Annotated in this window: 22 protein-coding genes; 12 read left to right on the forward strand and 10 right to left on the reverse strand. The window is 60.2% G+C overall.

What is annotated here, in order from left to right; translation table 11 throughout:
* Positions 1-293 precede the first annotated feature (293 nt).
* The gene (algB, locus tag BFP92_RS27800) at positions 294-1640 is read left to right on the forward strand and encodes a sigma-54-dependent response regulator transcription factor AlgB (RefSeq protein WP_056861018.1); all 1347 of its coding nucleotides are present in this window, start codon (positions 294-296) and stop codon (positions 1638-1640) included.
* Positions 1641-1650: 10 nt separating this feature from the next.
* The gene (locus BFP92_RS27805) at positions 1651-3438 is read left to right on the forward strand and encodes a KinB sensor domain-containing domain (protein ID WP_065931955.1); all 1788 of its coding nucleotides are present in this window, start codon (positions 1651-1653) and stop codon (positions 3436-3438) included.
* A gap of 122 nt (positions 3439-3560) precedes the next feature.
* On the opposite strand, the gene BFP92_RS27810 is transcribed toward BFP92_RS27805, so the two are convergent.
* The 6 genes from BFP92_RS27810 to BFP92_RS32245 form a co-directional block, all read right to left on the reverse strand.
* Entirely contained in the window at positions 3561-4337 is a 777-nt protein-coding gene (locus BFP92_RS27810) for an N-acetylmuramoyl-L-alanine amidase (RefSeq protein WP_065931956.1), read from the reverse strand.
* A gap of 88 nt (positions 4338-4425) precedes the next feature.
* Positions 4426-6495, reverse strand: a complete 2070-nt coding sequence (locus BFP92_RS27815) for a GGDEF domain-containing protein (RefSeq protein ID WP_065931957.1) — start codon at positions 6493-6495, stop codon at positions 4426-4428.
* Positions 6492-7370 carry an endonuclease/exonuclease/phosphatase family protein gene (locus BFP92_RS27820; protein ID WP_065931958.1) on the reverse strand — a complete coding sequence of 293 codons (879 nt, stop codon included), beginning with the start codon at positions 7368-7370 and terminating at the stop codon, positions 6492-6494. Before BFP92_RS27820 ends, BFP92_RS27815 begins: the two co-directional genes overlap by 4 nt.
* Before the next feature lie 10 nt (positions 7371-7380).
* Entirely contained in the window at positions 7381-8016 is a 636-nt protein-coding gene (gene dsbA, locus BFP92_RS27825) for a thiol:disulfide interchange protein DsbA (RefSeq protein ID WP_065931959.1), read from the reverse strand.
* 170 nt (positions 8017-8186) lie between these two features.
* Positions 8187-8813 carry a c-type cytochrome gene (locus tag BFP92_RS27830; RefSeq protein ID WP_065931960.1) on the reverse strand — a complete coding sequence of 209 codons (627 nt, stop codon included), beginning with the start codon at positions 8811-8813 and terminating at the stop codon, positions 8187-8189.
* Between the two features lie 33 nt (positions 8814-8846).
* Complete coding sequence (locus tag BFP92_RS32245; RefSeq protein WP_236371297.1) at positions 8847-9056, reverse strand: cytochrome; 210 nt, start codon at positions 9054-9056, stop codon at positions 8847-8849.
* 204 nt (positions 9057-9260) lie between these two features.
* On the opposite strand from BFP92_RS32245, the gene yihA reads away from it, so the two are divergent.
* Positions 9261-9902 carry a ribosome biogenesis GTP-binding protein YihA/YsxC gene (yihA, locus tag BFP92_RS27840; protein ID WP_065931961.1) on the forward strand — a complete coding sequence of 214 codons (642 nt, stop codon included), beginning with the start codon at positions 9261-9263 and terminating at the stop codon, positions 9900-9902.
* Between the two features lie 268 nt (positions 9903-10170).
* Here yihA and polA read toward each other — a convergent pair whose 3' ends face one another.
* The gene (gene polA / locus BFP92_RS27845) at positions 10171-12948 is read right to left on the reverse strand and encodes a DNA polymerase I (protein ID WP_065931962.1); all 2778 of its coding nucleotides are present in this window, start codon (positions 12946-12948) and stop codon (positions 10171-10173) included.
* 74 nt (positions 12949-13022) lie between these two features.
* Here polA and BFP92_RS27850 point away from each other — a divergent pair, with 74 nt between their 5' ends.
* On the forward strand, positions 13023-13313 hold the full coding sequence (locus tag BFP92_RS27850; RefSeq protein ID WP_065931963.1) for a DUF2782 domain-containing protein: 291 nt from the start codon (positions 13023-13025) through the stop codon (positions 13311-13313).
* A gap of 55 nt (positions 13314-13368) precedes the next feature.
* Positions 13369-14322: a homoserine kinase gene (locus BFP92_RS27855; protein ID WP_065931964.1), complete on the forward strand. Its 954-nt coding sequence runs from the start codon at positions 13369-13371 to the stop codon at positions 14320-14322.
* Between the two features lie 109 nt (positions 14323-14431).
* Here BFP92_RS27855 and BFP92_RS27860 read toward each other — a convergent pair whose 3' ends face one another.
* Positions 14432-15361 (reverse strand): zinc ABC transporter substrate-binding protein ZnuA, encoded by a 930-nt coding sequence (locus BFP92_RS27860; RefSeq protein ID WP_065931965.1) that lies wholly within the window; start codon positions 15359-15361, stop codon positions 14432-14434.
* Positions 15362-15407: 46 nt separating this feature from the next.
* On the opposite strand from BFP92_RS27860, the gene BFP92_RS27865 reads away from it, so the two are divergent.
* From BFP92_RS27865 to BFP92_RS27880, 4 genes are read left to right on the forward strand one after another with little or no spacing between them, the layout of a single operon-like run.
* Positions 15408-15902: a Fur family transcriptional regulator gene (locus BFP92_RS27865; protein WP_170875880.1), complete on the forward strand. Its 495-nt coding sequence runs from the start codon at positions 15408-15410 to the stop codon at positions 15900-15902.
* Positions 15902-16687, forward strand: a complete 786-nt coding sequence (znuC, locus tag BFP92_RS27870) for a zinc ABC transporter ATP-binding protein ZnuC (protein ID WP_065931967.1) — start codon at positions 15902-15904, stop codon at positions 16685-16687. The genes BFP92_RS27865 and znuC overlap by 1 nt, the downstream gene beginning before the upstream one ends.
* Positions 16680-17468, forward strand: a complete 789-nt coding sequence (gene znuB, locus BFP92_RS27875) for a zinc ABC transporter permease subunit ZnuB (RefSeq protein WP_058421933.1) — start codon at positions 16680-16682, stop codon at positions 17466-17468. Before znuC ends, znuB begins: the two co-directional genes overlap by 8 nt.
* Positions 17469-17505: 37 nt before the next feature.
* Complete coding sequence (locus tag BFP92_RS27880; protein WP_065931968.1) at positions 17506-18225, forward strand: PA5502 family lipoprotein; 720 nt, start codon at positions 17506-17508, stop codon at positions 18223-18225.
* A 112-nt stretch (positions 18226-18337) separates the two neighbouring features.
* Here the strand turns inward: BFP92_RS27880 and katE are convergent, their stop codons facing one another.
* Positions 18338-20479 (reverse strand): catalase HPII, encoded by a 2142-nt coding sequence (katE, locus tag BFP92_RS27885; protein ID WP_065931969.1) that lies wholly within the window; start codon positions 20477-20479, stop codon positions 18338-18340.
* A 267-nt stretch (positions 20480-20746) separates the two neighbouring features.
* Here katE and BFP92_RS27890 point away from each other — a divergent pair, with 267 nt between their 5' ends.
* The 3 genes from BFP92_RS27890 to BFP92_RS27900 are packed head-to-tail and all read left to right on the forward strand — an operon-like array spanning position 20747 to position 23252.
* Positions 20747-21754, forward strand: a complete 1008-nt coding sequence (locus BFP92_RS27890) for a methionine ABC transporter ATP-binding protein (protein ID WP_065931970.1) — start codon at positions 20747-20749, stop codon at positions 21752-21754.
* The gene (locus BFP92_RS27895) at positions 21754-22428 is read left to right on the forward strand and encodes a methionine ABC transporter permease (protein ID WP_065931971.1); all 675 of its coding nucleotides are present in this window, start codon (positions 21754-21756) and stop codon (positions 22426-22428) included. The genes BFP92_RS27890 and BFP92_RS27895 overlap by 1 nt, the downstream gene beginning before the upstream one ends.
* Positions 22429-22478: 50 nt before the next feature.
* Positions 22479-23252, forward strand: coding sequence for a MetQ/NlpA family ABC transporter substrate-binding protein (locus BFP92_RS27900; protein ID WP_065931972.1), 774 nt, complete (start codon positions 22479-22481; stop codon positions 23250-23252).
* 338 nt (positions 23253-23590) lie between these two features.
* Here BFP92_RS27900 and BFP92_RS27905 read toward each other — a convergent pair whose 3' ends face one another.
* Positions 23591-23920 (reverse strand): BRO-N domain-containing protein, encoded by a 330-nt coding sequence (locus tag BFP92_RS27905; protein WP_065931973.1) that lies wholly within the window; start codon positions 23918-23920, stop codon positions 23591-23593.
* Positions 23921-23980: the final 60 nt, after the last annotated feature.

Raw genomic sequence — 23980 nt, forward strand, 5'->3', positions numbered from 1 at the left:
TAAAATCAGCATGTTATGAATACGCCGTGGCTGTTGCGAACAGCATCCTGCACGATGCCGCTTTGCAGGCCGTGCGAAATGCACGATGGTCAGTGGTCGGGTCAACGGATCGAAAGTGCAGGAGGCGTTGCCGAAGTGGCAGGAAGGCATGAAAACGCCATCAGTCGGCGTCTTTGGGAGAACGTGAAGATACCTGCGCGAAGATGCCTTTTATGAATCAGAATAAACCATGCAACTTGCCCGATTAATCCGGGACTAAACACCATCATTTATAGTTAAGGAGCGCGGGACAGATGGAATCAGCCAAGGAACTTCAAGGCCGCATTCTTTTAGTGGATGACGAATCCGCAATCCTCCGCACCTTCCGTTACTGCCTGGAAGATGAAGGCTACACCGTAGCCACTGCCAACAGCGCCGCCCAAGCCGATGCCCTGATGCAGCGTCAGGTCTTCGACCTGTGCTTCCTGGACCTGCGCCTGGGTGAGGACAACGGCCTGGATGTGTTGGCCCAGATGCGCATCCAGGCGCCATGGATGCGCGTGGTGATTGTGACCGCGCATTCGGCCGTGGACACCGCCGTTGACGCGATCCAGGCCGGCGCCGCCGACTACCTGGTCAAGCCGTGCAGCCCCGACCAACTGCGCCTGGCCACCGCCAAGCAGTTGGAAGTGCGCCAGCTCTCGGCACGCCTGGAAGCGCTTGAAGGCGCAGTGCGCCAACCCAAGGACGGCCTCGACTCCCACAGCCCGGCGATGATGGTGGTACTGGAAACCGCGCGCCAAGTGGCAGGCACCGATGCCAACATTTTGATCCTCGGTGAGTCCGGCACCGGTAAAGGCGAGCTGGCCCGGGCCATACACGGGTGGAGCAAGCGCTCGAAAAAATCCTGCGTGACCATTAACTGCCCGTCACTGACGGCGGAACTGATGGAAAGCGAATTGTTCGGCCACAGTCGCGGCGCCTTTACCGGGGCCAGCGAGAGCACGCTGGGCCGGGTTAACCAGGCCGACGGCGGCACGCTGTTTCTCGACGAGATCGGCGACTTCCCCCTGACTTTGCAGCCAAAACTGCTGCGATTCATTCAAGACAAGGAGTATGAACGCGTAGGCGACCCGGTTACTCGACGTGCCGACGTGCGCATCCTGGCGGCCACCAACCTGAACCTGGAAGACATGGTGCGCGACGGCCGTTTCCGGGAAGACTTGCTCTATCGCCTCAACGTCATCACCTTGCACCTGCCGCCGCTGCGTGAGCGCAGTGAAGACATCCTGACCCTGGCCGACCGTTTCCTGGCGCGCTTCGTCAAGGAATACGCCCGGCCTGCGCGCGGTTTCAGCGATGCCGCCCGTGAGGCGCTGCTTAACTACCGCTGGCCGGGCAATATCCGCGAACTGCGTAACGTGGTGGAGCGGGCCAGCATTATTTGCCCACAGGAAAAGGTTGAAATCAGCCACCTCGGCATGGCCGAACAGCCGACCAACAATGCCCCGCGTATCGGCGCAGCGCTGAGCCTGGACGAGCTGGAGAAAGCCCATATCGGCGCCGTACTCGCTACCAGCGACACCTTGGATCAAGCGGCCCGCACGCTGGGCATCGACGCGTCGACCCTGTACCGCAAACGTAAACAGTACAACCTGTGAGCTGTACCTTATGAAGCTTGCGATGAAACTGCGCACTCGGTTGTTCCTGAGTATCTCAGCGCTGATCACCGTCGCCCTGTTGGGACTGGTCCTGGGACTGGTCAGCGTCATGCAAATGGCCAAGAGCCAGGAGTCGGCGATCCGTAGCAACTTCATCACCCTGGACCTGGGCCTCAAGCTGCGTCAGACCTTGGGCGACCAATTGATCCTGATGCTGGAGGAGCAGCCCGACCCCGCTGCCCTGCAGACGTCCAAGCAAAACTATTTTGCCCTGCTGGACCAAGGCATCGCCCATGAACAGCAGGACGGCAGAACCAGTGGCTTCAGCCAGGCTCGCATCGACTACCTGAATTTTCTCAAGGCGTTCGACGAGGCTCAGCGAAGCTCACTGGCCAACAGTAAAAACGACAAGCTCACCGAAACCTTCAATACATTGCGCAATGGTTTGATCGCCGAGCACAAACAAGCTTTGGAAAATATCAACGACAGCGAACACAAGTCGCGCAACCGCGCCTTGTTGATCGCCGGCCTGCTGGGGCTGGTCGGCCTGGCGGTGTTGATCATCGGCTTTGTTACCGCCCATGGCATCGCCCGGCGCTTTGGCGGGCCGATTGAAGCCTTGGCCAAGGCCGCCGACAAGATCGGGCAAGGCGATTTCGAAGTGACGCTGCCGATCTCATCGGCGGCAGAAATGAATCAACTGACCCGCCGCTTCGGCATCATGGCCGAAGCACTGCGCCAACATCAGGCAACCAATATCGATGAGTTGCTGGCCGGTCAGCAACGCCTGCAAGCGGTGCTCGACAGCATCGACGACGGCTTGCTGATGATTGACCGCCAAGGCCGTCTGGAGCACCTTAACCCTGTGGCACAGCGCCAGTTGGGCTGGGACGTAGAGCGCCTCGGCCAGGGCTTGGGTGAAGCCTTGGGTCGCCCTGAAATGGATGAGCAACTGCAACTGGTGCTGCGCGGCGGCAACCTGGAGCGCGCGCCGGACGATCTGGAAGTGGAAGTCGAAGGCGAACTGCGCCTGCTGACCTACAGCCTGACGCCGGTCAGCCATACCCAAGGGCATATTCTGGGCGCAGTGATGGTGCTGCATGACGTCACCGAACAACGCGCGTTCGAACGGGTGCGCAGTGAGTTCGTCCTGCGCGCCTCCCACGAGTTGCGTACGCCGGTGACGGGCATGCACATGGCCTTCGGGCTGTTCCGCGAACGGGCGAAGTTTCCCGCCGAGTCCCGTGAAGCGGACCTGCTGGATACGGTCAATGAAGAAATGCAGCGCCTGATGCAGTTGATCAACGATTTGCTCAACTTCTCGCGCTACCAGAACGGCCTGCAAAAACTCACTCTCGGGCCGTGCGATGTCACCGATCTGCTGGAGAACGCGCGAGGCCGGTTCACGGAGCTGGCGAACGCACAGGACATCGAACTGCTGGTAGAAGCCCAATCCGAGTTGCCCAGGCTGTATGCCGACCAGGTTCAGCTCGAACGTGTACTCGATAACCTTCTAGGCAACGCTTTGCGACATACCGCCAATGGTGGCCAGATTCGCTTGCAGGCGCGCCGCCACGGCGAACGAGTAATTATCAGCGTCGAAGATAACGGCGAGGGTATTGCTTATGGCCAACAGGGGCGCATCTTTGAACCCTTCGTACAGGTAGGCCGCAAGAAAGGTGGCGCCGGCCTCGGGCTGGCGTTGTGCAAGGAGATCGTACAGCTGCACGGCGGCCGTATGGGCGTGTATTCGCGGCCGGGGCAGGGTACGCAGTTTTATATGGCGTTGCCGTTGTAGCCTGGCTACAAAAAATGTGGGAGCGGGCTTGCTCGCGAATGCGGTCTGTCAGTCAGCATATATAGCGACTGATCCACCGCTTTCGCGAGCAAGCCCGCTCCCACATTCGAATAGTGTTACACCTAGCGGCGGTTCAATGCGCTCAGGATCGCCGCACTTTCAGCATCCGGCGTGCCGTCAAACCGTGATGGCCGAAAGTGCATCTGGAACGCCGCGATCACATGTCGTGTAGCCACATCCAGCTCACCTGTCTGCGGCGTCTGGTAGCCCAGGCGCGCCAGTTCTTCCTGGAACCACGTGATACTCGGCAGGCTGACGGCATATTGCTGCTGGAGCCGAGCCACCGCCTGTGCATCCGGCCACACGCCCAAACCTTCAGCCGCCAGGCGCTTCCACGGGAACAACGGGCCCGGGTCGAGCTTGCGCAATGGCGCAATGTCGCTGTGGCCGATGATGTTCTTGGGGTCAATGCCGTTGCGCTTGCTGATGTCCTTGAGCAACACCACCAACGACTGCACCTGGGCCTCTGAGTACGGGTACCACAGGCGGCCGGTCGGCGAGTCCGTATAACCCGGGTTCACGATCTCGATGCCAATGGAGCTGGAGTTGAGCCAGGTGCGGCCCGCCCACTCGCTTTCACCGGCGTGCCAGGCGCGCTGGCTCTCGTCCACCAGCTTGTAGATAGTGCCTGAGGCGTCGTCGCCGATAAGGTAATGGCTGCTGACCTGGCCGTGCGTGAGCAGCGCCAGGGAGCGCTCAAGGCTGGCCGAGGTGTAATGGACAATGACGAACTGCACCCGGTTGTCGTGGTTCGACGAAGGATGGCTGGTGTTCAGCCGCGGGCCGCTGGCGCAGCCGGCGAGCAGGAGAAACACAAAGGCGACGCAAAAAGATTTCATGGCGGAAGACAATACGCAGAAGACGATAATGCAACAGTGTAACGGATGGTTCGGGGCTCGATGGTCAAATCATAAAATGGAACATCTTTTACGCCGCCTGCACCCGGTTGCGCCCAGCTGCCTTGGCCCGGTACAACGCCTCATCGGCACGCTTGAGCGCCAGGTCACTGCGTTCGCCCGGCTGAAACTGCGCCACGCCCATGGACACCGTGATGGTCACCGGCTCCCCTTTGAAGTGGAACGGGCATGCTTCGATGGCTGAACGCAGCACCTCACCCACGTCCAAAGCATCTGCCAGGGCTGAATCCGGCATCAACAATACAAACTCTTCGCCCCCAAATCGCGCGATAAAATCGTCGGGGCGCAGGCGCTTGCGCAACACATTGGCGATGATCTTCAGCACCTTGTCGCCCGCCAAGTGGCCGTAGCCATCGTTGATGCGCTTGAAGTGGTCGAGGTCGAGCATGGCCAGTGACAGGCTGTTGCCGCGCTGATGCCAGCTATTCACTTCATGGTCCAGGCGCTCGCTCCAGGCCGCACGGTTGGGCAGGCCGGTGAGCGGGTCGATCAAGGCTTTCTGACGCTGCACTTCCAAATGCTCGCGATAACCTTGGGCTTCCTGCTCCATGTTCGCCACCCGCTCGGCCAGGCTTTTGAGCCGCGCCGCGACTTCCTGCTCGCGCTGGTCACGCTGCTGCTGGTGTTCGTCCATGGTGCCGAGCAGGCCTTCAAGGTGGCTTTCCAGTACCTGCTTGAGGCTGTCCAGGTCAGCGGCTTCCTGCACGCTGCTTTGCAGGCCGTCGACCTGTTCACGGATTTGCGTATCCAGCTCCCGCGCGGCCGAGCGACTGTCGGCGTGCCCCTCGCTGGCCACCTGCAAGTGGCCCTGAAAAGCTTCAAGGCGTTCATTGAGCTGCTTGAGGTAGGCCTCGAACTCATGCTGGCCGCTGTCGGTGATCGCCAGCATCAGCACCGCCAGATCATCGAGGATCGGCAGCAATTCGTACCAGTTCAAGCCGTGGGCCAAGCGCTCGCGCATGGCTTCGGCCTGGGGCCGGTGGCGCTCGGGTAAGGACAGATCCTCCAGCAAGCCGAGCAAGGTGTCTTCGATATGCTTGGCGACCGAGCTGTAGGACGGCTCGGGGGAGTCGGGCAGGGCATAGGTGCCGTCCGGTTGCAGCGCATCGGGGTCGGGCTCGCAGGTTTCCAGCACGGGCGGAAGCGACAGACTGCCGATGACCGTTTGATCTGGCGTGTCGACCTCAACCTGCGGTTCTTCGATAAATGCAGCAAGGGCGCTTTCGGGCGCGGCTTCCTCTACCGCAGGCTCGGGCACCTCTGGCTCAGAGACTTCAGCAGGCGCGACGGAGTCTTGCTCCAGCGCCGGAGCCTCGAAGACAAAGGTTTCGCCAGCGACTTCAGCCACTTTGACCGGTTCAGCCGGTTCAGGCTGCGCGGCGGCCGGCGTTACCGTCAATGGCGCGAAGGCGCGCAAGGCTTGGGTCAGCTCTTCGGATTGCGCGGGCTCCAGAGCCTCGGGCGCGGCTTTGGCAGCGTCAGGTTTCGGCGCCGACGGTTGCGGTGCATAGAGCGGGGCAGATTCAACCACCGGCGCCTCATTCGACACATCCTTTGCACCAAACAGGCGTTGCAGCAAGCCTGGCCCAGGGCGCGCGGCTTCGCCTTCCGGCTCCAGGTTATTCAGCGCCTGCCCTTGCAGGCTGCTCAATTCGCTGAGCAGCAGCGGGATCTCACGCGCCTGGCCGACTCGGCCATCAAGCTGCTTGGCGAAGATTTTCAGCGGGCGGGCGACTTCACGCGGCAGGGGCAGCTTCTGCAACTGCGCGACCAGGGCAGTCAGCGCGGTACTGATCTGGTCGACCCGGGTTTCGCGGCGCTGCTCCGAGTCGAGCACGGCCTTTTCCAGGCGTGGCAGCAAGGCGGCGAGGGCGGCGTCCATGTCGTCGGTGCGCACCACATCGCGCATCTCCTTCATGCATTGGTCAACCGCACGGTCAGTGCCTTCTGCCGCCAGCGTGCTGCGCACCAGACCTCGGCGCAGCAGGTCAAGGCGTGCGGCCCAGCGGCGTTCGAGCTTGTCTTGCTGCTCAACGCTTTTAAGGTATTTCTCTTTCCAGCGCTGGGCGTCGTCGCTCATGCAAGGGGTCCGCGAGGGCCTGGGCTCAACGCGGGCAATGCATCAGCCGTGAGCGAACCCGGCAGACGAATCTCTACCGCGACCGGCAGGTGATCGGAAATGGGCTGCGCCAGCACCTGCACACTTTCCAGTGTGAGGCTCGGGCTAAGCAGGATATGGTCGAGACAACGTTGCGGGCGCCAGCTGGGGAACGTGGCTTCGACTTGGGGCGCCAGTAACCCGAGGTCGCGCAACGGCGAATTCTGCAACAGGTCGGTGGCATGGGTGTTCATGTCACCCATCAGCACCTGGTGTTTGTAGTTGCCGATCAGATCACGCACGTAGGCCAACTGGAGGTTGCGTGTACGCGCTCCAAGCGCCAGGTGCATCATCACCACCACCAAGGCTTCCGGGCCTTCGCCGAAACGCACAAGAATCGCGCCGCGCCCTTTTGGGCCGGGCAACGGGTGATCTTCGATGGCAGTCGGCTTCAGGCGGCTGAGCACGCCATTGCTGTGCTGCGCCAGGCGCCCTAGGTTGCGGTTGAGTTGCTGATACCAATAAGGGAAAGCACCGAGATGGGCGAGATGCTCCACCTGATTGACATAACCGGAGCGCATGCTGCCGCCGTCGGCTTCCTGCAAGGCGACCAGATCGAAGTCGTTGAGCAGGTCGCCGATTTTCTGCAGATTGCCGGTACGCCCTTTGTGCGGCAGCAGATGCTGCCAGCCACGGGTGAGGTAGTGCCGATACTTCTCGGTACTGTTGCCCACCTGGATATTGAAGCTGAGCAGCCGCAGACGGCTGTCTGCCGGCAAGCCCGTGGACTCCAGGTGGTGTTCGTTGACCCGCGCTTCATGCAGGCCAACGCTACGTTCAGTACCCCAGCCGCGCATGATGGCCCCCTTACTTGGCTGCGCGCTCTTTAGCGATCAGTTGGTCGGCAACATTAAGGGTTTGCTCAGGACCGCCGGTAGTGCCCAGGTCGAAACGGTATTTGCCGTTGACGATCATGGTTGGTACGCCTTGTACGCCATACTTCTTCGCGAGCTCCTTGGCCTGTTTGATTTGGCCCTGGATAGCGAAGGAGTTGAAGGTGGCCAGGAACTTGTCCTTGTCGACGCCTTGGGTGGCAACAAAGTCAGCCATTTCGTCAGGCTTGGTCAGGCGCTTGCCTTCTTTCTGAATCGCATTGAATACAGCGTTGTGAACCTTGTGCTCAACACCCATGGCTTCCAGGGTCAGGAACAGTTGGCCGTGGGCATCCCATGGGCCGCCGAACATGGCTGGAATGCGGCGGAAATTCACATCAGACGGAAGTTTTTCAACCCAAGGGTTGATGGTCGGCTCAAAAGCATAGCAATGCGGGCAGCCATACCAGAACAGCTCCACCACTTCGATCTTGCCTGGCTCCGAAACCGGCACCGGGGTAGCCAATTCAACATAGGTTTTACCGGCTTCAAGCGGCACATCGGCAGCTTGTGCGGTCATGCCGAAGAGGCTGGCAGTGACGAGAGCGGCGCTGAGGATCAGATTACGCATGCTTTACTCCTGGACAAATAAAGTCGCCTCACGCGACCTTTAGTTGTGACAGGTCTACGCGGGCATGAGTTCGTTAGTGTAACGGCACCGGCCACAAAAAAGGGCGGCCTAAGCCACCCTTTTTATGCTTGCATCGATGGATTAATCGAGCGTTAACGTCCCAGGCCCAATCAGTGCAGGCCCTGAATATAGCTGGACAGCGCTTCGATATCTTTATCCGAAAGTTTCGCCGCAATGTCAGTCATCATTTTGTTGCTGGCATCGCCATCGATGGAGCGAACCTTCTCGCGGAAGTCCTTCAATTGCTTGGCAGTGTATTGGGCGTGCTGACCACTCAGATGAGGGAAACCCGCCTCGGCCAGCCCACCGCCACCTGCAATGTGACAAGCCTTACAGGCAGGCATGCCACCAATAGGCTGGTCTTCGGCGAGCTTGCCGCCTTGGAACAACGCCTGGCCTTTATCAACGAGCTTCGGATCAGCAGCTCCCACACTGCCTTTCTGGTTGGCAAAATACGCCGCGATGTCCGCCAGGTCCTGATCGCTGAGGTTGGTCAGCAGGCCGGTCATTTCCAGCACCGTACGCTTGCCGTCCTTGATGTCGTGCATCTGCTTGGTCAGGTAACGCTCGCCCTGGCCTGCCAGTTTGGGGAAGTTCGGCGCCGGGCTGTTGCCATCCGGTCCATGGCAAGCACCACATACGGCGGCTTTCGCCTGGCCCGCTGTAGCGTCGCCTGCAGCATGGGCAACACCGGTGATGCCCAAGGTCAACAGCAGACTCACGATCAGTTTGTTCATCAGCTAATCCAACTACGGCTAAGGGTTTAAGAGTTATCTACCGGGTTTACTCACCATCAATTCGTTGATGGCCTGGTAATCCTCAGTACTGCAGTCCATGCACAAACCACGCGGCGGCATTGCCTTGAAACCCTGAGTCACGTGTTGCATCAGCTTAGCCATGCAAACTCGGTTGTACAGCGCCTCCGGATCCTGTGTAGCCTGAGCGCCCAAAAGCGCGATCAGGACACCAAAAGCGCGCAACCATCAGGTCATACATCGACCTTTTCAGGGTTTGAGAGCGTTTTGCGTTCTAATGCGCAATGAAGGTCTTTCGCTCCCGTGAACTTCATCCTTCGCTGGGACAAAGCACACACAAAATCTGCGGCATTATATACTGGCGCTACTGAAACGGAAACGACACCGCTTGCCGCACCCTTTCTCGGCACCGCCCACATCGGAAATCTCATGCAACTCAAGAATCCCATCCTCGGCCTGTGCCAACAGTCCACGTTCATGCTCAGCGCCGCCAAAGTGGACCAATGCCCCGATGACGAAGGCTTTGAAGTCGCCTTTGCCGGCCGTTCCAACGCCGGTAAGTCCAGCGCGCTGAACACCCTGACCCACGCCAGCCTGGCGCGCACCTCGAAAACTCCGGGCCGCACGCAACTGCTCAATTTCTTCAAGCTAGACGATGATCGGCGTCTGGTCGACCTGCCGGGCTACGGTTATGCAAAAGTCCCTATCCCGTTGAAGCTGCACTGGCAGCGTCACCTTGAGGCTTACTTGGGTGGCCGCGAGAGTTTGAAGGGTTTGATTCTGATGATGGACATCCGTCATCCAATGACCGATTTCGACCTGCTGATGCTCGACTGGGCCGTCGCCAGCGGTATGCCAATGCATATCCTTTTGACCAAGGCCGACAAGCTGACCTACGGCGCAGCCAAGAACACCTTGCTCAAAGTGCAGTCTGAAATCCGTAAGGGTTGGGGCGATGCGATCACCATCCAGTTGTTCTCGGCGCCCAAGCGCATGGGCCTGGAAGACGCTTACACCGTGCTGGCCGGCTGGATGCAATTGGCAGACAAGGGCGCGGAAATCGCCGAATAACTTTTCTGCGGGCAAAAAAAACCCCGGACTTCGTATGGGGAGGGGAAGTTCGGGGTCCAAGTTCCGGACCGCTAGGGCGGGGTCCAGATATCTGCCAACACTTAACACAACATAGGAGCATTGAAGGGCTTCACCACCCATTCAGTAACTCTGAGTAGCAGTTCACGGGTTAAGTTCCGGCAGGTCAAAAAACTATTGGAAATAACCTGAGGCGCTTTCTGATCTAAAGCGCTCTGCCATTACCCTCGGCAATGGCAGAGCCGCGCTGTCAGTGTGCTTCGTCCCAGTTATCGCCCACACCCACGTCCACCACCAACGGCACGTCCAGCCTGGCCGCCGCGCTCATATGCTCGCGGATCTTCTCGCTGACTTGCTCCACCAGATCCTCACGCACCTCAAGCACCAATTCATCGTGCACCTGCAGGATCACCTTGGCGTCCAGGCCCGACTCGGTCAGCCAGTTGTCCACCAGCACCATGGCTTTCTTGATGATATCCGCCGCAGTGCCTTGCATCGGTGCGTTGATCGCCGTGCGCTCAGCGGCTGCGCGCTCCTGGGGCTTGTTGGAGTTGATGTCCGGCAGGTACAGCCGCCGCCCGAAGAAGGTTTCAACATAACCCTGATCGGCCGCCTGGGCGCGGGTGCGCTCCATGTATTCACGAACGCCCGGGTAGCGCGCAAAGTACACATCAATGTAGGCCTTGGCGGTCTTGGTATCGACGCCAATGTCCTTGCCGAGCTTCTGCGCGCCCATGCCGTAGATCAAGCCAAAGTTAATGGCCTTGGCACTGCGGCGCTGGTTCGACGTGACCTCTGTCAGCTCAACCTTGAACACTTCGGCGGCGGTGGCGGTGTGCACGTCCAGGTCATTACGGAACGCATTCATCAGCCCCTCGTCCTTGGACAGGTGCGCCATGATCCGCAGCTCGATCTGCGAATAGTCCGCCGCCAGCAATTTGTAGCCTTTGGGCGCGACAAACGCCTGGCGAATGCGCCGCCCTTCGGCAGTGCGCACCGGGATGTTCTGCAGGTTAGGGTCACTGGACGACAAACGCCCGGTGGCCGCCACCGCCTGATGATAAGACGTGTGAATACGCCCGGTACGCGGGTTGATCTGCTCCGGCAGGCGATCGGTGTAGGTGCTTTTGAGCTTGCTCATGCTGCGGTACTGCATCAGTACCTTGGGCAGCAGGAAGTCATCTTCGGCCAGCTTGGCCAACACTTCTTCAGCCGTGGATGCCTGGCCTTTGCCGGTCTTTTTCAGTACCGGCAAACCGAGTTTTTCGTAGAGGATCGCCCCGAGTTGCTTGGGCGAGCCCAGGTTGAACGTTTCACCGGCGATCTCAAACGCCTGGCGCTCCAGCTCCACCATCTTGTTGCCCAGCTCGATACTCTGGATGCCCAGCAGCGCCTTATCCACCAGTGCGCCCTGGCGCTCGATACGCGCCAGCACCGGCACCAAGGGAATTTCGATGTCGGTCAGCACACTGGCAAGGCTTGGAATGGCTTCAAGCTGTGCATGCAACGCCTGGTGCAGGCGCAGCGTCACGTCGGCATCTTCGGCCGCGTAAGGGCCAGCCTGCTCAAGCGGGATCTGATCAAACGTCAGCTGCTTGGCGCCTCTGCCGGCGATGTCCTGGAAACTCACGGTGTCGTAGTCCAGGTACTTCTTGGCCAGGCTGTCCATGTCGTGCCGGGTCGCGGTGGAGTTCAGCACGTAGGATTCGAGCATGGTGTCGAAAGCGATCCCGCGCACGGTAATACCGTTGGCCTGATCGCCGCCGATGGCACAGTTGGCCAGGATGTTCATATCAAACTTGGCGTGCTGGCCGACCTTGAGCTTGGTCGCGTCCTCCAGCAACGGCTTCAAAGCCAGCAGTACTGTGTCACGGTCCAGTTGTTGCGGCGCGCCGATGTAGGAATGGGTCAGCGGGATGTAGGCCGCTTCATGGGGCTGCACGGCAAAGGAGACGCCGACCAGTTGCGCCTGCTGCGCATCGATCCCGGTGGTTTCGGTGTCGAACGCGAACAATTTTGCGGCGTTGAGCTTTTTCAGCCAGGCATCGAATGTCGCCTGGTCGAGGATCGTGGTGTAGGACGCTTCTGCGGGTGCCGCGACGTCGACGGCCTCTTCAACAACAGGCGCAGCCTTGAGCTCAACGCGCTTGGCATCACGCTGAATCTCATCAAACCAGCTCTTGAACTCCAGCAGCGTGTACAGCTCCAGCAGCTTTTCGCGGTCCGGCTCGATCAGGTGCAAATCATCCAGGCCCACATCCAGCGGCACGTCGACCTTGATCGTCGCCAACTGATAGGACAGGAATGCCATCTCCTTATGCTCTTCCAACTTGGCCGGCAGCGTCTTGGCACCACGGATGGGCAAGGTCGGCACGATATCCAACTGCTCATACAGCTCTTTGATGCCGCCATTCACGCCCACCAGCAAGCCGGAAGCCGTCTTCGGACCAATCCCCGGCACGCCTGGGATGTTGTCGGACGAATCGCCCATCAACGCCAGATAGTCGATGATCTGCTCCGGAGCGACGCCAAATTTCTCTTTAACGCCCTCGATGTCCATCGAGCTACCGGTCATGGTGTTGACCAAGGTAATGTGCCCGTCGACCAGCTGCGCCATGTCCTTGTCGCCGGTAGAGATCACCACCGGACGGTCAGCCGCCGCGCTGCTGCGGGCCAGGGTGCCGATCACATCGTCGGCCTCGACGCCTTCAACGCACAGCAACGGGAAGCCCAGGGCGATCACACTCTGGTGCAGTGGCTCGATTTGCAGGCGCATGTCATCGGGCATGCTCGGGCGGTTGGCCTTGTATTCAGCGAACATCTCATCGCGAAAAGTCCCACCCTTGGCGTCGAACACCACCGCGAACGGGCTGTTCGGGTACTGCTTGCGCAGGCTTTTGAGCATGTTCAACACGCCCTTGACCGCACCGGTGGGCAGGCCTTTGGACGTGGTCAGCGGTGGCAACGCGTGGAAGGCGCGGTACAAATAAGAAGAACCGTCCACCAGGACGAGGGGGGCTTGGCTCATGAGCAGGATCAACCTTTTCGGCGGGTCAGGCGCTAGAATAGCCGGACCAATGACGACAAAGGGACAAGGTTATCATGCGTACAGTAAATCGCCTGTTGTTGACCGGCTTGATTGCACTCACTCCGATAGTGGCCACGGCGGCAGATACTGCACAGTCGGGCGACCCGGAAGTTACCATTCGCACGGAAGGCGGCAGGACCATTCAGGAATATCGCCAAAACGGCTTCCTGTACGCAATCAAGATAACCAAGAAGGGTTTCAAACCGTATTTCCTGGTGCGCTCGGACGGAACCGATGCGAACTTCATCCGCTCTGACCAGCCGGATATGCTGATCCCGTCATGGAAGATCTTCGAATGGAAATGATTTCTTAATTTTAACCGGCGCCGCACACCGCGGCGCCCGTACTGGCAGTTTAAACATGTCTGTGTTCACCCCCCTGGCTCGGCCCGAGCTGGAAACCTTTCTCGCCCCTTACGGGCTCGGCCGCCTGCTTGATTTCCAGGGGATTGCCGCAGGTAGCGAAAACACCAACTTCTTTATCAGCCTGGAACAAGGCGAATTCGTCCTGACCCTGGTTGAGCGCGGCCCAGTGGCGGAAATGCCGTTCTTCATCGAACTGCTCGATGTACTCCACGACGCCGACCTGCCGGTGCCTTACGCCCTGCGTACCACCGACGGCGTGGCACTTCGCGAACTCAAGGGCAAACCGGCGCTGTTGCAACCGCGCCTGGCCGGCAAGCACATCAAGGACGCCAACGCGCAGCATTGCGCCCAGGTCGGCGACCTGCTCGGCCACCTTCACCTCGCCACGCAAGGCGACAAAGTGCTGGAGCGCAAGACCGATCGCGGTTTGGAGTGGATGCTCACTGAAGGCGCGCAGCTTATTTCACACCTGAACGACGCCCAGCAGCGCCTGCTGCAAGCGGCCTTGAGCGAAATCCAAGCCCACAAGGCCGACATCCTCGCCCTGCCGCGCGCCAACGTGCACGCCGACCTGTTCCGCGACAACGCGATGTTCGAAGGCACGCACCTCACCGGCTTGATCGACTTCTACAACGCCTGCTCAGGCCCGATGCTGTACGACGTGGCCATCGCCCTGAATGACTGGTGTTCGGATGCAGACGGCGTGATAGACGGCCAGCGCGCCCGCGCCTTGCTGGGCGCCTACGCGGGGCTGCGGCCGTTTACCGCCAAGGAGGCCGAGTTGTGGCCGACCCTGCTGCGCGTGGCGTGTGTGCGCTTCTGGCTGTCACGCCTGATCGCCGCGGAATCATTTGCCGGGCAAGATGTGTTGATCCATGACCCGGCCGAGTTCGAGCATCGGCTGGTGCAGCGTCAGCAGGTCACCGTCCACCTGCCGTTCGCACTTTAAAATGTGGGAGCGGGCTTGCTCGCGAATGCGCAGTGTCAGTAAATACATCTATTACTGATCCACCGCATTCGCGAGCAAGCCCGCTCCCACATGGGTTATGTATTTGCAGTTAGAGCGACTCCAGGCACCCGGCCAAGTCATTCCCCAGCTTCTCCAGCACCTGCTCGTAACCCTGCGCCGTCGCCGGGGTATAACCGCCCAACGCATCCAGCTCCGCCAACTTCACCGGCAAACCCGCCACCAGCGTTTCGGCCAAACGCGGACGCAACGGCGGCTCGCTGAATACACAGGTTTTACCCACTTCCTGCAAACGCGTACGCATCGCCGCCACATGCTGGGCGCCCGGCTGCACTTCGGCGGCCACGCTGAACACGCCGGTGTGCTTGAGCCCGTAAGCGTCCTCGAAGTAGTCAAATGCCTCGTGGAACACGAAGTACGGCTTGTCGCCGACGGTGGACAGACGCGACTTCAAGCGTGCGTCCAACGCATCCAGGCGCTCATCGAATGCCTTCACGTTGCTCTGATAACGCGCGGCATTGGCCGGGTCGGCAGTGCTGAGGTCAGACGCCATACGCGCAGCAATCACCCGAGCGTTGACCGTCGACAACCACAGGTGCGCATCCAGGCTGCCAGGGCGGTGATCGTGGTCGTGTTCGTCGGCATCATCGGCATGGGAGTGGCTATCTTCGGCGAACCGACGCAATTTCATCCCAGGCAGGTCCTGAACTGCCACGGTCGGCAGGCTACGCCCCTTGAGCACGCGCGGCAGGAAGCTTTCCATGTCCGGGCCGATCCAATACAACAGGTCCACCGACTGCACGCGCCGTACGTCGGATGGGCGCAACGCATAGTTATGCGGCGATGCACCGGGCGGTAACAGCACCTCTGGAATCGCCACGCCGTCCTGCACGGCGGCGGCAATCAACTGCAATGGTTTGATGCTCGTCAGCACCTTGACCTCAGCCTGAGCGGCCCCAGCGATGAACAAACTGGTGACAAATACGACAAAAACGGGAAAAAGTCGGGACACGATGACCACTCAATGGCGTAGGAACAGGTAACATAATAACGTCTCTATCAAATGTCTGTCGCCGCTCATGCCTAAAACACCGCTTGCCAGCCGTCCCCACGACCACTCTCACTGCGTACACACTGCGCTGTCAGAGGCCGATAGCCTGTGCGCGCAGAAAGGCTTGCGCCTGACCGCCCTGCGTCGTCGGGTGCTGGAGTTGGTGTGGCAAAGCCACAAGCCGCTGGGCGCCTACGACATTCTTGGCGTGCTCAGCGAGCAGGACGGCCGCCGTGCCGCGCCGCCGACGGTGTACCGCGCGCTGGATTTTTTGCTGGAAAATGGCTTGGTACACCGTATCGCCTCGCTCAACGCTTTTGTCGGTTGCAGCCACCCGGAACACGCGCACCAGGGCCAGTTTCTGATCTGCCGCGAGTGCCATGCCGCCATCGAGCTTGAACAAAAAAGCATCAGCGACGCCATCGTCAAAAGCTCCGCCGACGTGGGCTTCAAGGTCGAAGGGCAAACGGTCGAAGTAGTGGGGCTCTGCTCCGGTTGCCAGGGGGCTTGATGAGCAACGCGTTAATCCGCCTGGAACAGGTTGGGGTCACGTTCGCCGGGCAAAACGTGCTGGATAACATCGCCCTGAGCGTGGAGCCTGGGCAGATCGTGACGCTGATCGGCCCCAATGGCGCCGGCAAGACCACGCTGGTGCGCGCCGTGCTTGGCCTGCTCAAGCCCGACACTGGCAGCGTGTGGCGCAAGCCCAAGCTGCGCGTCGGTTACATGCCGCAAAAATTACACGTCGATCCAACGCTGCCGCTGTCGGTACTGCGCTTCCTGCGCCTGGTGCCTGGCGTCGACCGCGCGCGCGCCCAGGCGGCGCTCAAGGAAGTCGGCGCCGAACAGGTCATCGATAGCCCGGTGCAGAGCATCTCCGGCGGCGAGATGCAGCGCGTATTGCTGGCCCGCGCCCTGTTGCGCGAGCCCGAACTGCTGGTACTTGATGAGCCCGTTCAAGGCGTCGATGTTGCCGGCCAGGCCGAGCTGTACAGCCTGATCACCCGCCTGCGCGACCGCCATGGCTGCGGCGTGCTGATGGTCTCCCACGACTTGCACCTGGTGATGAGCACCACGGATCAAGTGGTGTGCCTCAACCGCCACGTATGCTGCTCCGGCCACCCGGAACAGGTGAGCGGCGACCCGGCATTCGTCGAGCTGTTCGGCAAAAACGCCCAGAGCCTGGCGATTTACCACCACCATCACGACCACGCCCATGATTTGCATGGCGCCGTGGTCGACGATCCCGCTACGCCTAAACCCCACGTTCATGGAGATAGCTGCAAGCATGGCTGATTTTCTGCTCTACGCCCTGCTGGCAGGCTTGGCTTTGGCACTGGTGGCGGGCCCCTTGGGCTCGTTCGTGGTCTGGCGGCGCATGGCCTATTTTGGCGACACGTTGTCGCATGCCGCGCTGCTGGGCGTGGCTATGGGGTTTTTGCTGGATGTGAGCCCGACCATCGCCGTCACCGTAGGCTGCCTGCTGCTGGCAGTGCTGCTGGTAACCCTGCAACAGCGCCAGCCGCTGGCCTCCGACACGCTGCTGGGCATCCTCGCGCCAAGCACGCTGTCGCTGGGCCTGGTGGTGCTGAGCTTTATGCATGAAGTGCGCATCGACCTGATGGCCTACCTGTTCGGCGACTTGCTGGCGATCAGCCCTACCGACTTGGCCTGGATCCTCGGCGGCAGCGCTGCCGTGCTGGTGCTGTTGGTCACCCTGTGGCGCCCGTTGCTGGCAATTACCGTGCACGAAGAGCTCGCCACCGTGGAAGGTTTGCCCGTGCCGGCGCTGCGCATGACCCTGATGCTGTTGATCGCCGTGGTGATTGCTGTCGCAATGAAGATTGTCGGCGTATTGTTGATCACGTCGCTGTTGATCATTCCCGCAGCCGCCGCCCAGCGCCATGCCCGCTCACCCGAGCAGATGGCGATTGGCGCCAGCCTGCTGGGCATGCTCGCCGTGTGCGGGGGCCTGGCGCTGTCCTGGTTCAAGGACACGCCGGCCGGGCCGTCGATTGTGGTCACGGCCGCCGCCCTGTTTCTGCTGAGTTTTGTCCTGCCCCGTCGAGGGGTGTAGACTTGCTCGCTTTTTGCGCAAATAGAGAGTCGCAGGAATGAAGCCGTTCAACTCCCGTTATCTGCTCCTTGCCGCATTTTCCCTGCTGCTGGGCGCCTGCCAAAGCACACCGCCCGTCGCCCCTCAGGCGCAGGACCCGCGTGCTGCGGCCATCGCGCAGCTGGAGCAAAACCTGGCCAGCAGTGAACTGGCCACCGCCGAAGACGAACTGGCCGCGCTGCAAGCCCAATCGCCCAACGACCCGGCGCTGGAAAACTATCAGCGCCAATTGGCCGAAGCCTACCTGCAGCGCAGCCAGATCGTGTTGCAAAAAGGTGACGTGAATGCCGCCGCTACGGCGTTAAGCCGCGCACGCGCCTTGATGCCCAAGGCCCCGGCGCTCACGGGCGGCGTCAACAGCGCCATCAGCCACGCCCGCAAAGCCGAGCTGGATAAAGCCGAAGCCGCCCTGAAAGCCGCTGAAGCCAAGCCACCCGCCAAGGTCATCGACCCGGCGGCTCAAAGCACCACGGTTGCGTTGAACCTCACCGATATTGAAGAACTTCGCCATCAGTTGGATGCGATCGCCACCGATGTGGTGAATTACCAGTGCGATGTGACCATTCAAGCGCCGCGCACCCAGGATTACCCGTGGCTGGCCACGTTGCTGACCAAACGGGTGAAGCGCATTGATTCGGCGTATGACCTGAAGATTCACCGGCAGATTGTGAAACACATCCCGGCGCAGGTTGTGTTGATTCCGCGCAAAACCGAATAAAGCCATTCGCGAGCAAGCCCGCTCCCACCTTTGACCGCATTCCAAACTTGGAACTCGGTCAAAGGTGGGAGCGGGCTTGCTCGCGAAGGCGGTCTAACAGCCAACCAAAAGCTTAAGCCGGAATCGCCTTGGCCTTAGGCTCCCGCGCCCACACCCGATGCTGCGCAATCGCCGCAAAGAATGCCTTGAACGCCTTGGCATCCGCGCCAACGATCAACCCCGCATCCGCCTCCAGCTTGAGCTGATCCAGCAACGACTTGGCCTCACTGGCAACCGCAATCGCCTTCAAGTGCTTGTACGCCTCCAACAGGAAGTGCAACGCCACGCCATCACCGCTCAGCGCCTTGATCGACTCTTTACCGCCCGGTACGAACACCGCATCAAACGCAACCGACGGCATGCCTTCCATCGACGCATCCACCGGCAGGCTCTTGCCGTCCGCAGTCTTCACCGGTGCCGACGTCGGCCCCAGCAGCTTGGCATGCGCACCTTCGGCGGCCAGCGCCGTCTTCAGCGCCGCGATCGCCGCGCCATCCACACCGTTAGCCGCAAGAATCGCGACTTTGCGCGTTTTGATATCGCCCGACAGCAGGTTCACCTGGCTCAACGCCGGCGACTCTTTGAGCGACGTCTTGCGTGGCGGTACGGTGCCTTTGGTCGGTGCCGGCAAGCCGAGGTTCTGGGCAACGCGCTTGGCCAGTTCCAGGTCGATATTGGCGAGGATCTCGTTGACCTGACGCGCGCGAATAAACTCACGCTCCACCTTGCCCAACTCGAAGCTGTAAGCCGCGATGATGTGCTCTTTCTCGTGGTGGCTCATGCTGTGGAAAAACAGCGTGGCTTGGGAGAAATGGTCGCCGAACGACTCACTGCGCTCACGCACCTTGTTGGCGTCGACACGCTCGTAATACGTTTCGAACCCGCCATCTTGAGCCGCTGGTGGCGTTTCTTTCGGCCAACCGCCATCAATCGAGTTCGGCTCGTAGGACGCACGACCCTTGTCGATCACCGTGCGATGCTGGGCATCACGCTGGCCATTATGGAAAGGCGTGACCGGCCGGTTGATCGGCAGCTCATGAAAGTTCGGGCCACCGAGTCGGCTGATCTGCGTATCGGTGTAGGAAAACAGACGGCCTTGCAGCAGTGGGTCGTTGGTGAAGTCGATACCCGGCACGATATGGCCGGGGCAAAAGGCGACCTGTTCGACCTCGGCAAAGAAGTTGTCCGGGTTGCGGTTGAGCACCATTTTGCCCAGCGGCGTAATCGGCACCAGCTCTTCGGGGATGATTTTGGTCGGGTCGAGCAGGTCGAAGTCGAACTTGTGCTCGTCCTCTTCGGCGACGATTTGCACGCCCAATTCCCACTCAGGGTAGTCGCCGCCCTCGATCGCTTCCCACAGGTCGCGACGGTGGTGATCGGTGTCTTTACCGGCAAGCTTTTGCGCTTCGTCCCACACCAGCGAGCAGGTGCCGACTTTCGGGTGCCAGTGGAATTTAACGAAGCTGGACTTACCTTCGGTATTGATCAACCGGAAGGTGTGAATGCCAAACCCCTGCATCGAGCGCAGGCTTTTCGGAATGGCACGGTCGGACATGGCCCACAGCACCATATGCGCCGATTCCGGCTGCAGCGAGACGAAATCCCAGAACGTGTCGTGGGCCGAGCCGCCGGTAGGAATTTCGTTGTGCGGCTCAGGTTTTACGGCGTGCACAAAGTCAGGAAACTTGATTGCATCCTGAATGAAGAAGATCGGCATGTTGTTGCCCACCAGATCGAAGTTGCCTTCGTCGGTGAAGAACTTCACGGCAAAGCCACGCACGTCACGCACGGTATCGCCCGAACCACGCGGGCCTTGCACGGTAGAGAAACGCACGAACACCGGGGTTTTATGCTCCGGGTTGCGCAGGAACCCGGCCTTGCTCAGCGCCGAATGGTTCTGATACGTCTGGAAATAACCATGGGCGCCGGTGCCACGGGCATGCACGATGCGCTCCGGGATGCGCTCATGGTCAAAGTGCGTGATTTTCTCACGCATGATGAAGTCTTCCAGCAGCGAGGGGCCACGGGCGCCGACTTTAAGGGTGTTCTGGTTATCGGAAATCTTTACGCCCTGGTTGGTGCGCAGCGCCTGGCCGGTCGCATCGGAGCGAAATTCTTCCAGGGCCTGCAGCTTGGCGTTGGTGTTGCCGCGGTCCACGGTATCGGTGCCCGCAAGCTCACTCTTGGGCGGGGTGGCTGGCTTCTTGGTACTCATCAGGCAAAACTCCTTAATCAAAGTGGCCAGAGCGGACCCCCGGCTCGTTTGAGCAAAACCCCAGGCACGGCACCTGAGGAAATCGCGTTGCTTAAGTAGTGACTGATGGGGTTTTTAGCCGTTCCTTTTTTATGACCTTTGATCGCGTTATTGCCAAATCGCTGGTTGAATGCGAAATAAATGCTAAGAAACGCTATACGGACAGGCTAAAATGCGCGCCCGGCTAACCGCTGATCCCTTTTCCATGCGCCCCACAAGGTTCGCTACGTGATCGAGTTTCATAACGTCCATAAAACCTACCGCGTCGCCGGTAAGGAAATCCCCGCACTGCACCCCACCAGCCTGCGCGTCGAGAACGGCCAGGTGTTCGGCCTGATTGGCCACTCCGGTGCGGGCAAAAGTACCCTGCTGCGCCTGATCAATCGCCTGGAACAGCCAAGCGGCGGTCAGATCAACGTCGATGGTGAAGAAGTCACCGCCCTGGACGCCAACGGCCTGCGCCGTTTTCGCCAGCAAGTCGGGATGATCTTCCAGCACTTCAACCTGCTGGCGTCCAAGACCGTTGCCGACAACGTGGCGCTGCCACTGACCCTGGCCGGCGAATTGTCGCGTAAAGACATCGACCTGCGCGTGGCTGAGTTGCTCGCCCGCGTGGGCCTGTCGGACCATGCCAGGAAGTACCCGGCGCAGTTGTCCGGCGGCCAGAAGCAGCGTGTCGGCATCGCCCGCGCCCTGGCGACCAAGCCAAAAATTCTGCTGTGCGACGAAGCCACCAGCGCTCTCGACCCGCAAACCACCGCCTCGGTGCTGCAACTGTTGGCTGAGATCAACCGCGAGCTGAAGCTGACCATCGTGCTGATCACCCATGAAATGGACGTGATACGCCGCGTGTGCGACCAGGTGGCCGTGATGGACGCTGGTGTGATCGTCGAGCAAGGCTCGGTGGCCGAGGTGTTCCTGCACCCCAAGCACCCGACCACCAAGCGCTTTGTGCAAGAAGCCGAGCAAGTCGATGAAGGCGAGCAGCGTGACGTGTTTGCCCATGTACCGGGCCGCATCGTGCGCCTGACGTTCCAGGGCGAAGCGACCTACGCGCCATTGCTGGGGACCGTCGCCCGCGAAACGGGCGTGGACTACAGCATCCTCGCCGGTCGCATCGACCACATCAAAGACACCCCCTACGGGCAACTGACCCTGGCCATCACCGGCGGTGACATGGAAGCGGCCTTCGCCCGCTTTACCGCAGCCGATGTGCACATGGAGGTACTGCGTTAATGGACGCGTTACTGCATTATTTCGACAAAGTTGACTGGGCCGACATCTGGGTTGCCACCGGCGACACCATGCTGATGCTCAGCACCTCGCTGGTTTTCACCGTACTGGTTGGCTTGCCGCTGGGCGTTCTGCTGTTTCTGTTCAGCCCGCGTCAGTTGCTCGAGCAGAAAGCCACCTATGGCGTGCTGGCATTTATCGTCAACGCCATACGCTCTCTGCCGTTTATCATTCTGCTGATTGTGATGATCCCTACGACGATCTTCATCACCGGCACTTCGCTCGGCGTGGCCGGCGCGATTCCACCCTTGGTGGTGGGCGCTTCGACGTTCTTCGCGCGCCTGGTGGAAACTGCATTGCGCGAGGTGGATCGCGGCATCATCGAGGCGACTCAAGCCATGGGCGCCACCACTCGGCAGATCATCACCAAGGCACTGCTGCCCGAGGCTAAACCCGGCATCATTGCGGCAATCACCGTCACTGCCATTGCCCTGGTGGGTTACACCGCCATGGCCGGCGTCGTGGGTGCTGGCGGGCTGGGTGACCTGGCGATCCGCTATGGTTACCAGCGCTTCCAGGACGACGTGATGGTCGTCACCGTGGTGATGTTGATTGTGCTGGTACAGATTCTGCAAACCATCGGCGATAAGCTGGTGACACACTACTCTCGAAAATAACGGCCATTGTCGGCCCCCGCCGGCACATGCCCGAACAAGGAGCTTGTTGGATGAAAAAACTACTGGTTGCTTTCGCCGCCGTTGCCGCGTTTTCTGCCCACGCTGCCGAGACTATTACAGTCGCTGCATCGCCGGTGCCCCACGCGGAAATCCTCGAATTCGTGAAGCCTGAACTGGCTAAAGAAGGCGTGGACTTGCAGGTCAAAGTCTTCACCGACTACGTGCAGCCAAACGTACAGGTGGCTGAAAAGCGCCTGGACGCCAACTTCTTCCAGCACCAGCCGTACCTGGATGAGTTCAACAAAACCAAGGGCACACACCTGGTGAGCGTTGCCGCGGTACACCTGGAGCCTCTGGGCGTCTACTCCAGCAAGTACAAGAAGCTGGAAGACCTGCCAAGCGGCGCCAACGTCGTGATCCCGAATGACGCCACCAACGGCGGTCGCGCCCTGTTGCTGCTGGCCAAGCACAACCTGATCACCCTGAAGGACCCGACCAACATCCTGTCGACCATCAAGGACATCAGCGGCAACCCGAAAAACCTGAAATTCCGCGAACTGGAAGCCGCGACCCTGCCGCGCGTGCTGACCCAGGTCGACCTGGCGCTGATCAACACCAACTACGCCCTGGAAGCCAAGCTGGACCCATCCAAGGACGCCCTGGTGATCGAAGGCAACGACTCGCCTTACGTGAACATCCTGGTGACCCGCGACGACAACAAGGATTCGGACGCGGTGAAGAAGCTGGTTGCAGCCCTGCACACGCCGCAAGTGAAAGCGTTCATTCTTGAGAAGTACAAAGGCGCGATTCTGCCAGCGTTCTGATCAAACCCGATCGTCACAACACCGAAGATCAAAAAATGTGGGAGCGGGCTTGCTCGCGAATGCGGAGTGTCAGTCACCCAATTTATTGACTGAACCACCGCCTTCGCGAGCAAGCCAGCTCCCACAGGGGATTTGTGTAGTTGGTTGGGGTGGCGACTGATCGTTCCCACGCTCCGCGTGGGAATGCAGCCCGGGACGCTCTGCGTCCCGCTGTTGAGGTCGTGACGCAGAGCGTCACAGGAGGCATTCCCACGCAGAGCGTGGGAACGATCATCCTGCTGACCCGCCGCTATCGCAGGCAAGCCAGCTCCCACATTTGTTTTGTGTGGCTTTTACTGTCAGCGCAGGGCCGGTATCACCTCATGGGTTAACCATTGGCGCAGGCACCGATTCTCCGGGTAATAGTGGTAGATAAGCAGCGCGTAGACGCCAGACTCACTGACCATCAACGTCGGCGCACAGTGGCCATGAGTGATCAGGGGCAGGGTGTGTTGCTGGTCGGGATCGAGCTTGCGCAGTAGCGCAGGGTTCAGGTGCAGGCCCATCAGGTGGCCGATGTCGGAGGCGCTGAACCATGGCTGGTCTTCTATCAGCACGGCATGCAGCTGGTGATGGTGTCGAGTGAAGACTTGGGGTGTGATCGGTGGATCAGGGGTAAGTGTTTGCACGGTCTAGCTCCTAACGTATCAAGGGACCGCCAAGCACTACTTCCACGTAATGGGTGGCGG

This window comes from Pseudomonas sp. 58 R 3, assembly GCF_900006605.1.
In the GTDB taxonomy this organism is placed as follows: domain Bacteria; phylum Pseudomonadota; class Gammaproteobacteria; order Pseudomonadales; family Pseudomonadaceae; genus Aquipseudomonas; species Aquipseudomonas salomonii.

Excerpts from the sequence above, each read along its gene's own strand:
- dsbA (WP_065931959.1), bottom strand. The coding sequence starts at position 8,016 with ATGCGTAATCTGATCCTCAGCGCCGCTCTCGTCACTGCCAGCCTCTTC.
- znuC (WP_065931967.1), top strand. The coding sequence starts at position 15,902 with ATGAGCAACGCGTTAATCCGCCTGGAACAGGTTGGGGTCACGTTCGCC.
- algB (WP_056861018.1), top strand. The coding sequence starts at position 294 with ATGGAATCAGCCAAGGAACTTCAAGGCCGCATTCTTTTAGTGGATGAC.
- BFP92_RS27880 (WP_065931968.1), top strand. The coding sequence starts at position 17,506 with ATGAAGCCGTTCAACTCCCGTTATCTGCTCCTTGCCGCATTTTCCCTG.
- BFP92_RS27815 (WP_065931957.1), bottom strand. The coding sequence starts at position 6,495 with ATGAGCGACGACGCCCAGCGCTGGAAAGAGAAATACCTTAAAAGCGTT.
- BFP92_RS27820 (WP_065931958.1), bottom strand. The coding sequence starts at position 7,370 with ATGCGCGGCTGGGGTACTGAACGTAGCGTTGGCCTGCATGAAGCGCGG.
- BFP92_RS27895 (WP_065931971.1), top strand. The coding sequence starts at position 21,754 with ATGGACGCGTTACTGCATTATTTCGACAAAGTTGACTGGGCCGACATC.
- BFP92_RS27805 (WP_065931955.1), top strand. The coding sequence starts at position 1,651 with ATGAAGCTTGCGATGAAACTGCGCACTCGGTTGTTCCTGAGTATCTCA.
- BFP92_RS27810 (WP_065931956.1), bottom strand. The coding sequence starts at position 4,337 with ATGAAATCTTTTTGCGTCGCCTTTGTGTTTCTCCTGCTCGCCGGCTGC.
- BFP92_RS27830 (WP_065931960.1), bottom strand. The coding sequence starts at position 8,813 with ATGAACAAACTGATCGTGAGTCTGCTGTTGACCTTGGGCATCACCGGT.
- BFP92_RS27900 (WP_065931972.1), top strand. The coding sequence starts at position 22,479 with ATGAAAAAACTACTGGTTGCTTTCGCCGCCGTTGCCGCGTTTTCTGCC.
- polA (WP_065931962.1), bottom strand. The coding sequence starts at position 12,948 with ATGAGCCAAGCCCCCCTCGTCCTGGTGGACGGTTCTTCTTATTTGTAC.
- znuB (WP_058421933.1), top strand. The coding sequence starts at position 16,680 with ATGGCTGATTTTCTGCTCTACGCCCTGCTGGCAGGCTTGGCTTTGGCA.
- BFP92_RS27850 (WP_065931963.1), top strand. The coding sequence starts at position 13,023 with ATGCGTACAGTAAATCGCCTGTTGTTGACCGGCTTGATTGCACTCACT.
- BFP92_RS27855 (WP_065931964.1), top strand. The coding sequence starts at position 13,369 with ATGTCTGTGTTCACCCCCCTGGCTCGGCCCGAGCTGGAAACCTTTCTC.
- katE (WP_065931969.1), bottom strand. The coding sequence starts at position 20,479 with ATGAGTACCAAGAAGCCAGCCACCCCGCCCAAGAGTGAGCTTGCGGGC.
- yihA (WP_065931961.1), top strand. The coding sequence starts at position 9,261 with ATGCAACTCAAGAATCCCATCCTCGGCCTGTGCCAACAGTCCACGTTC.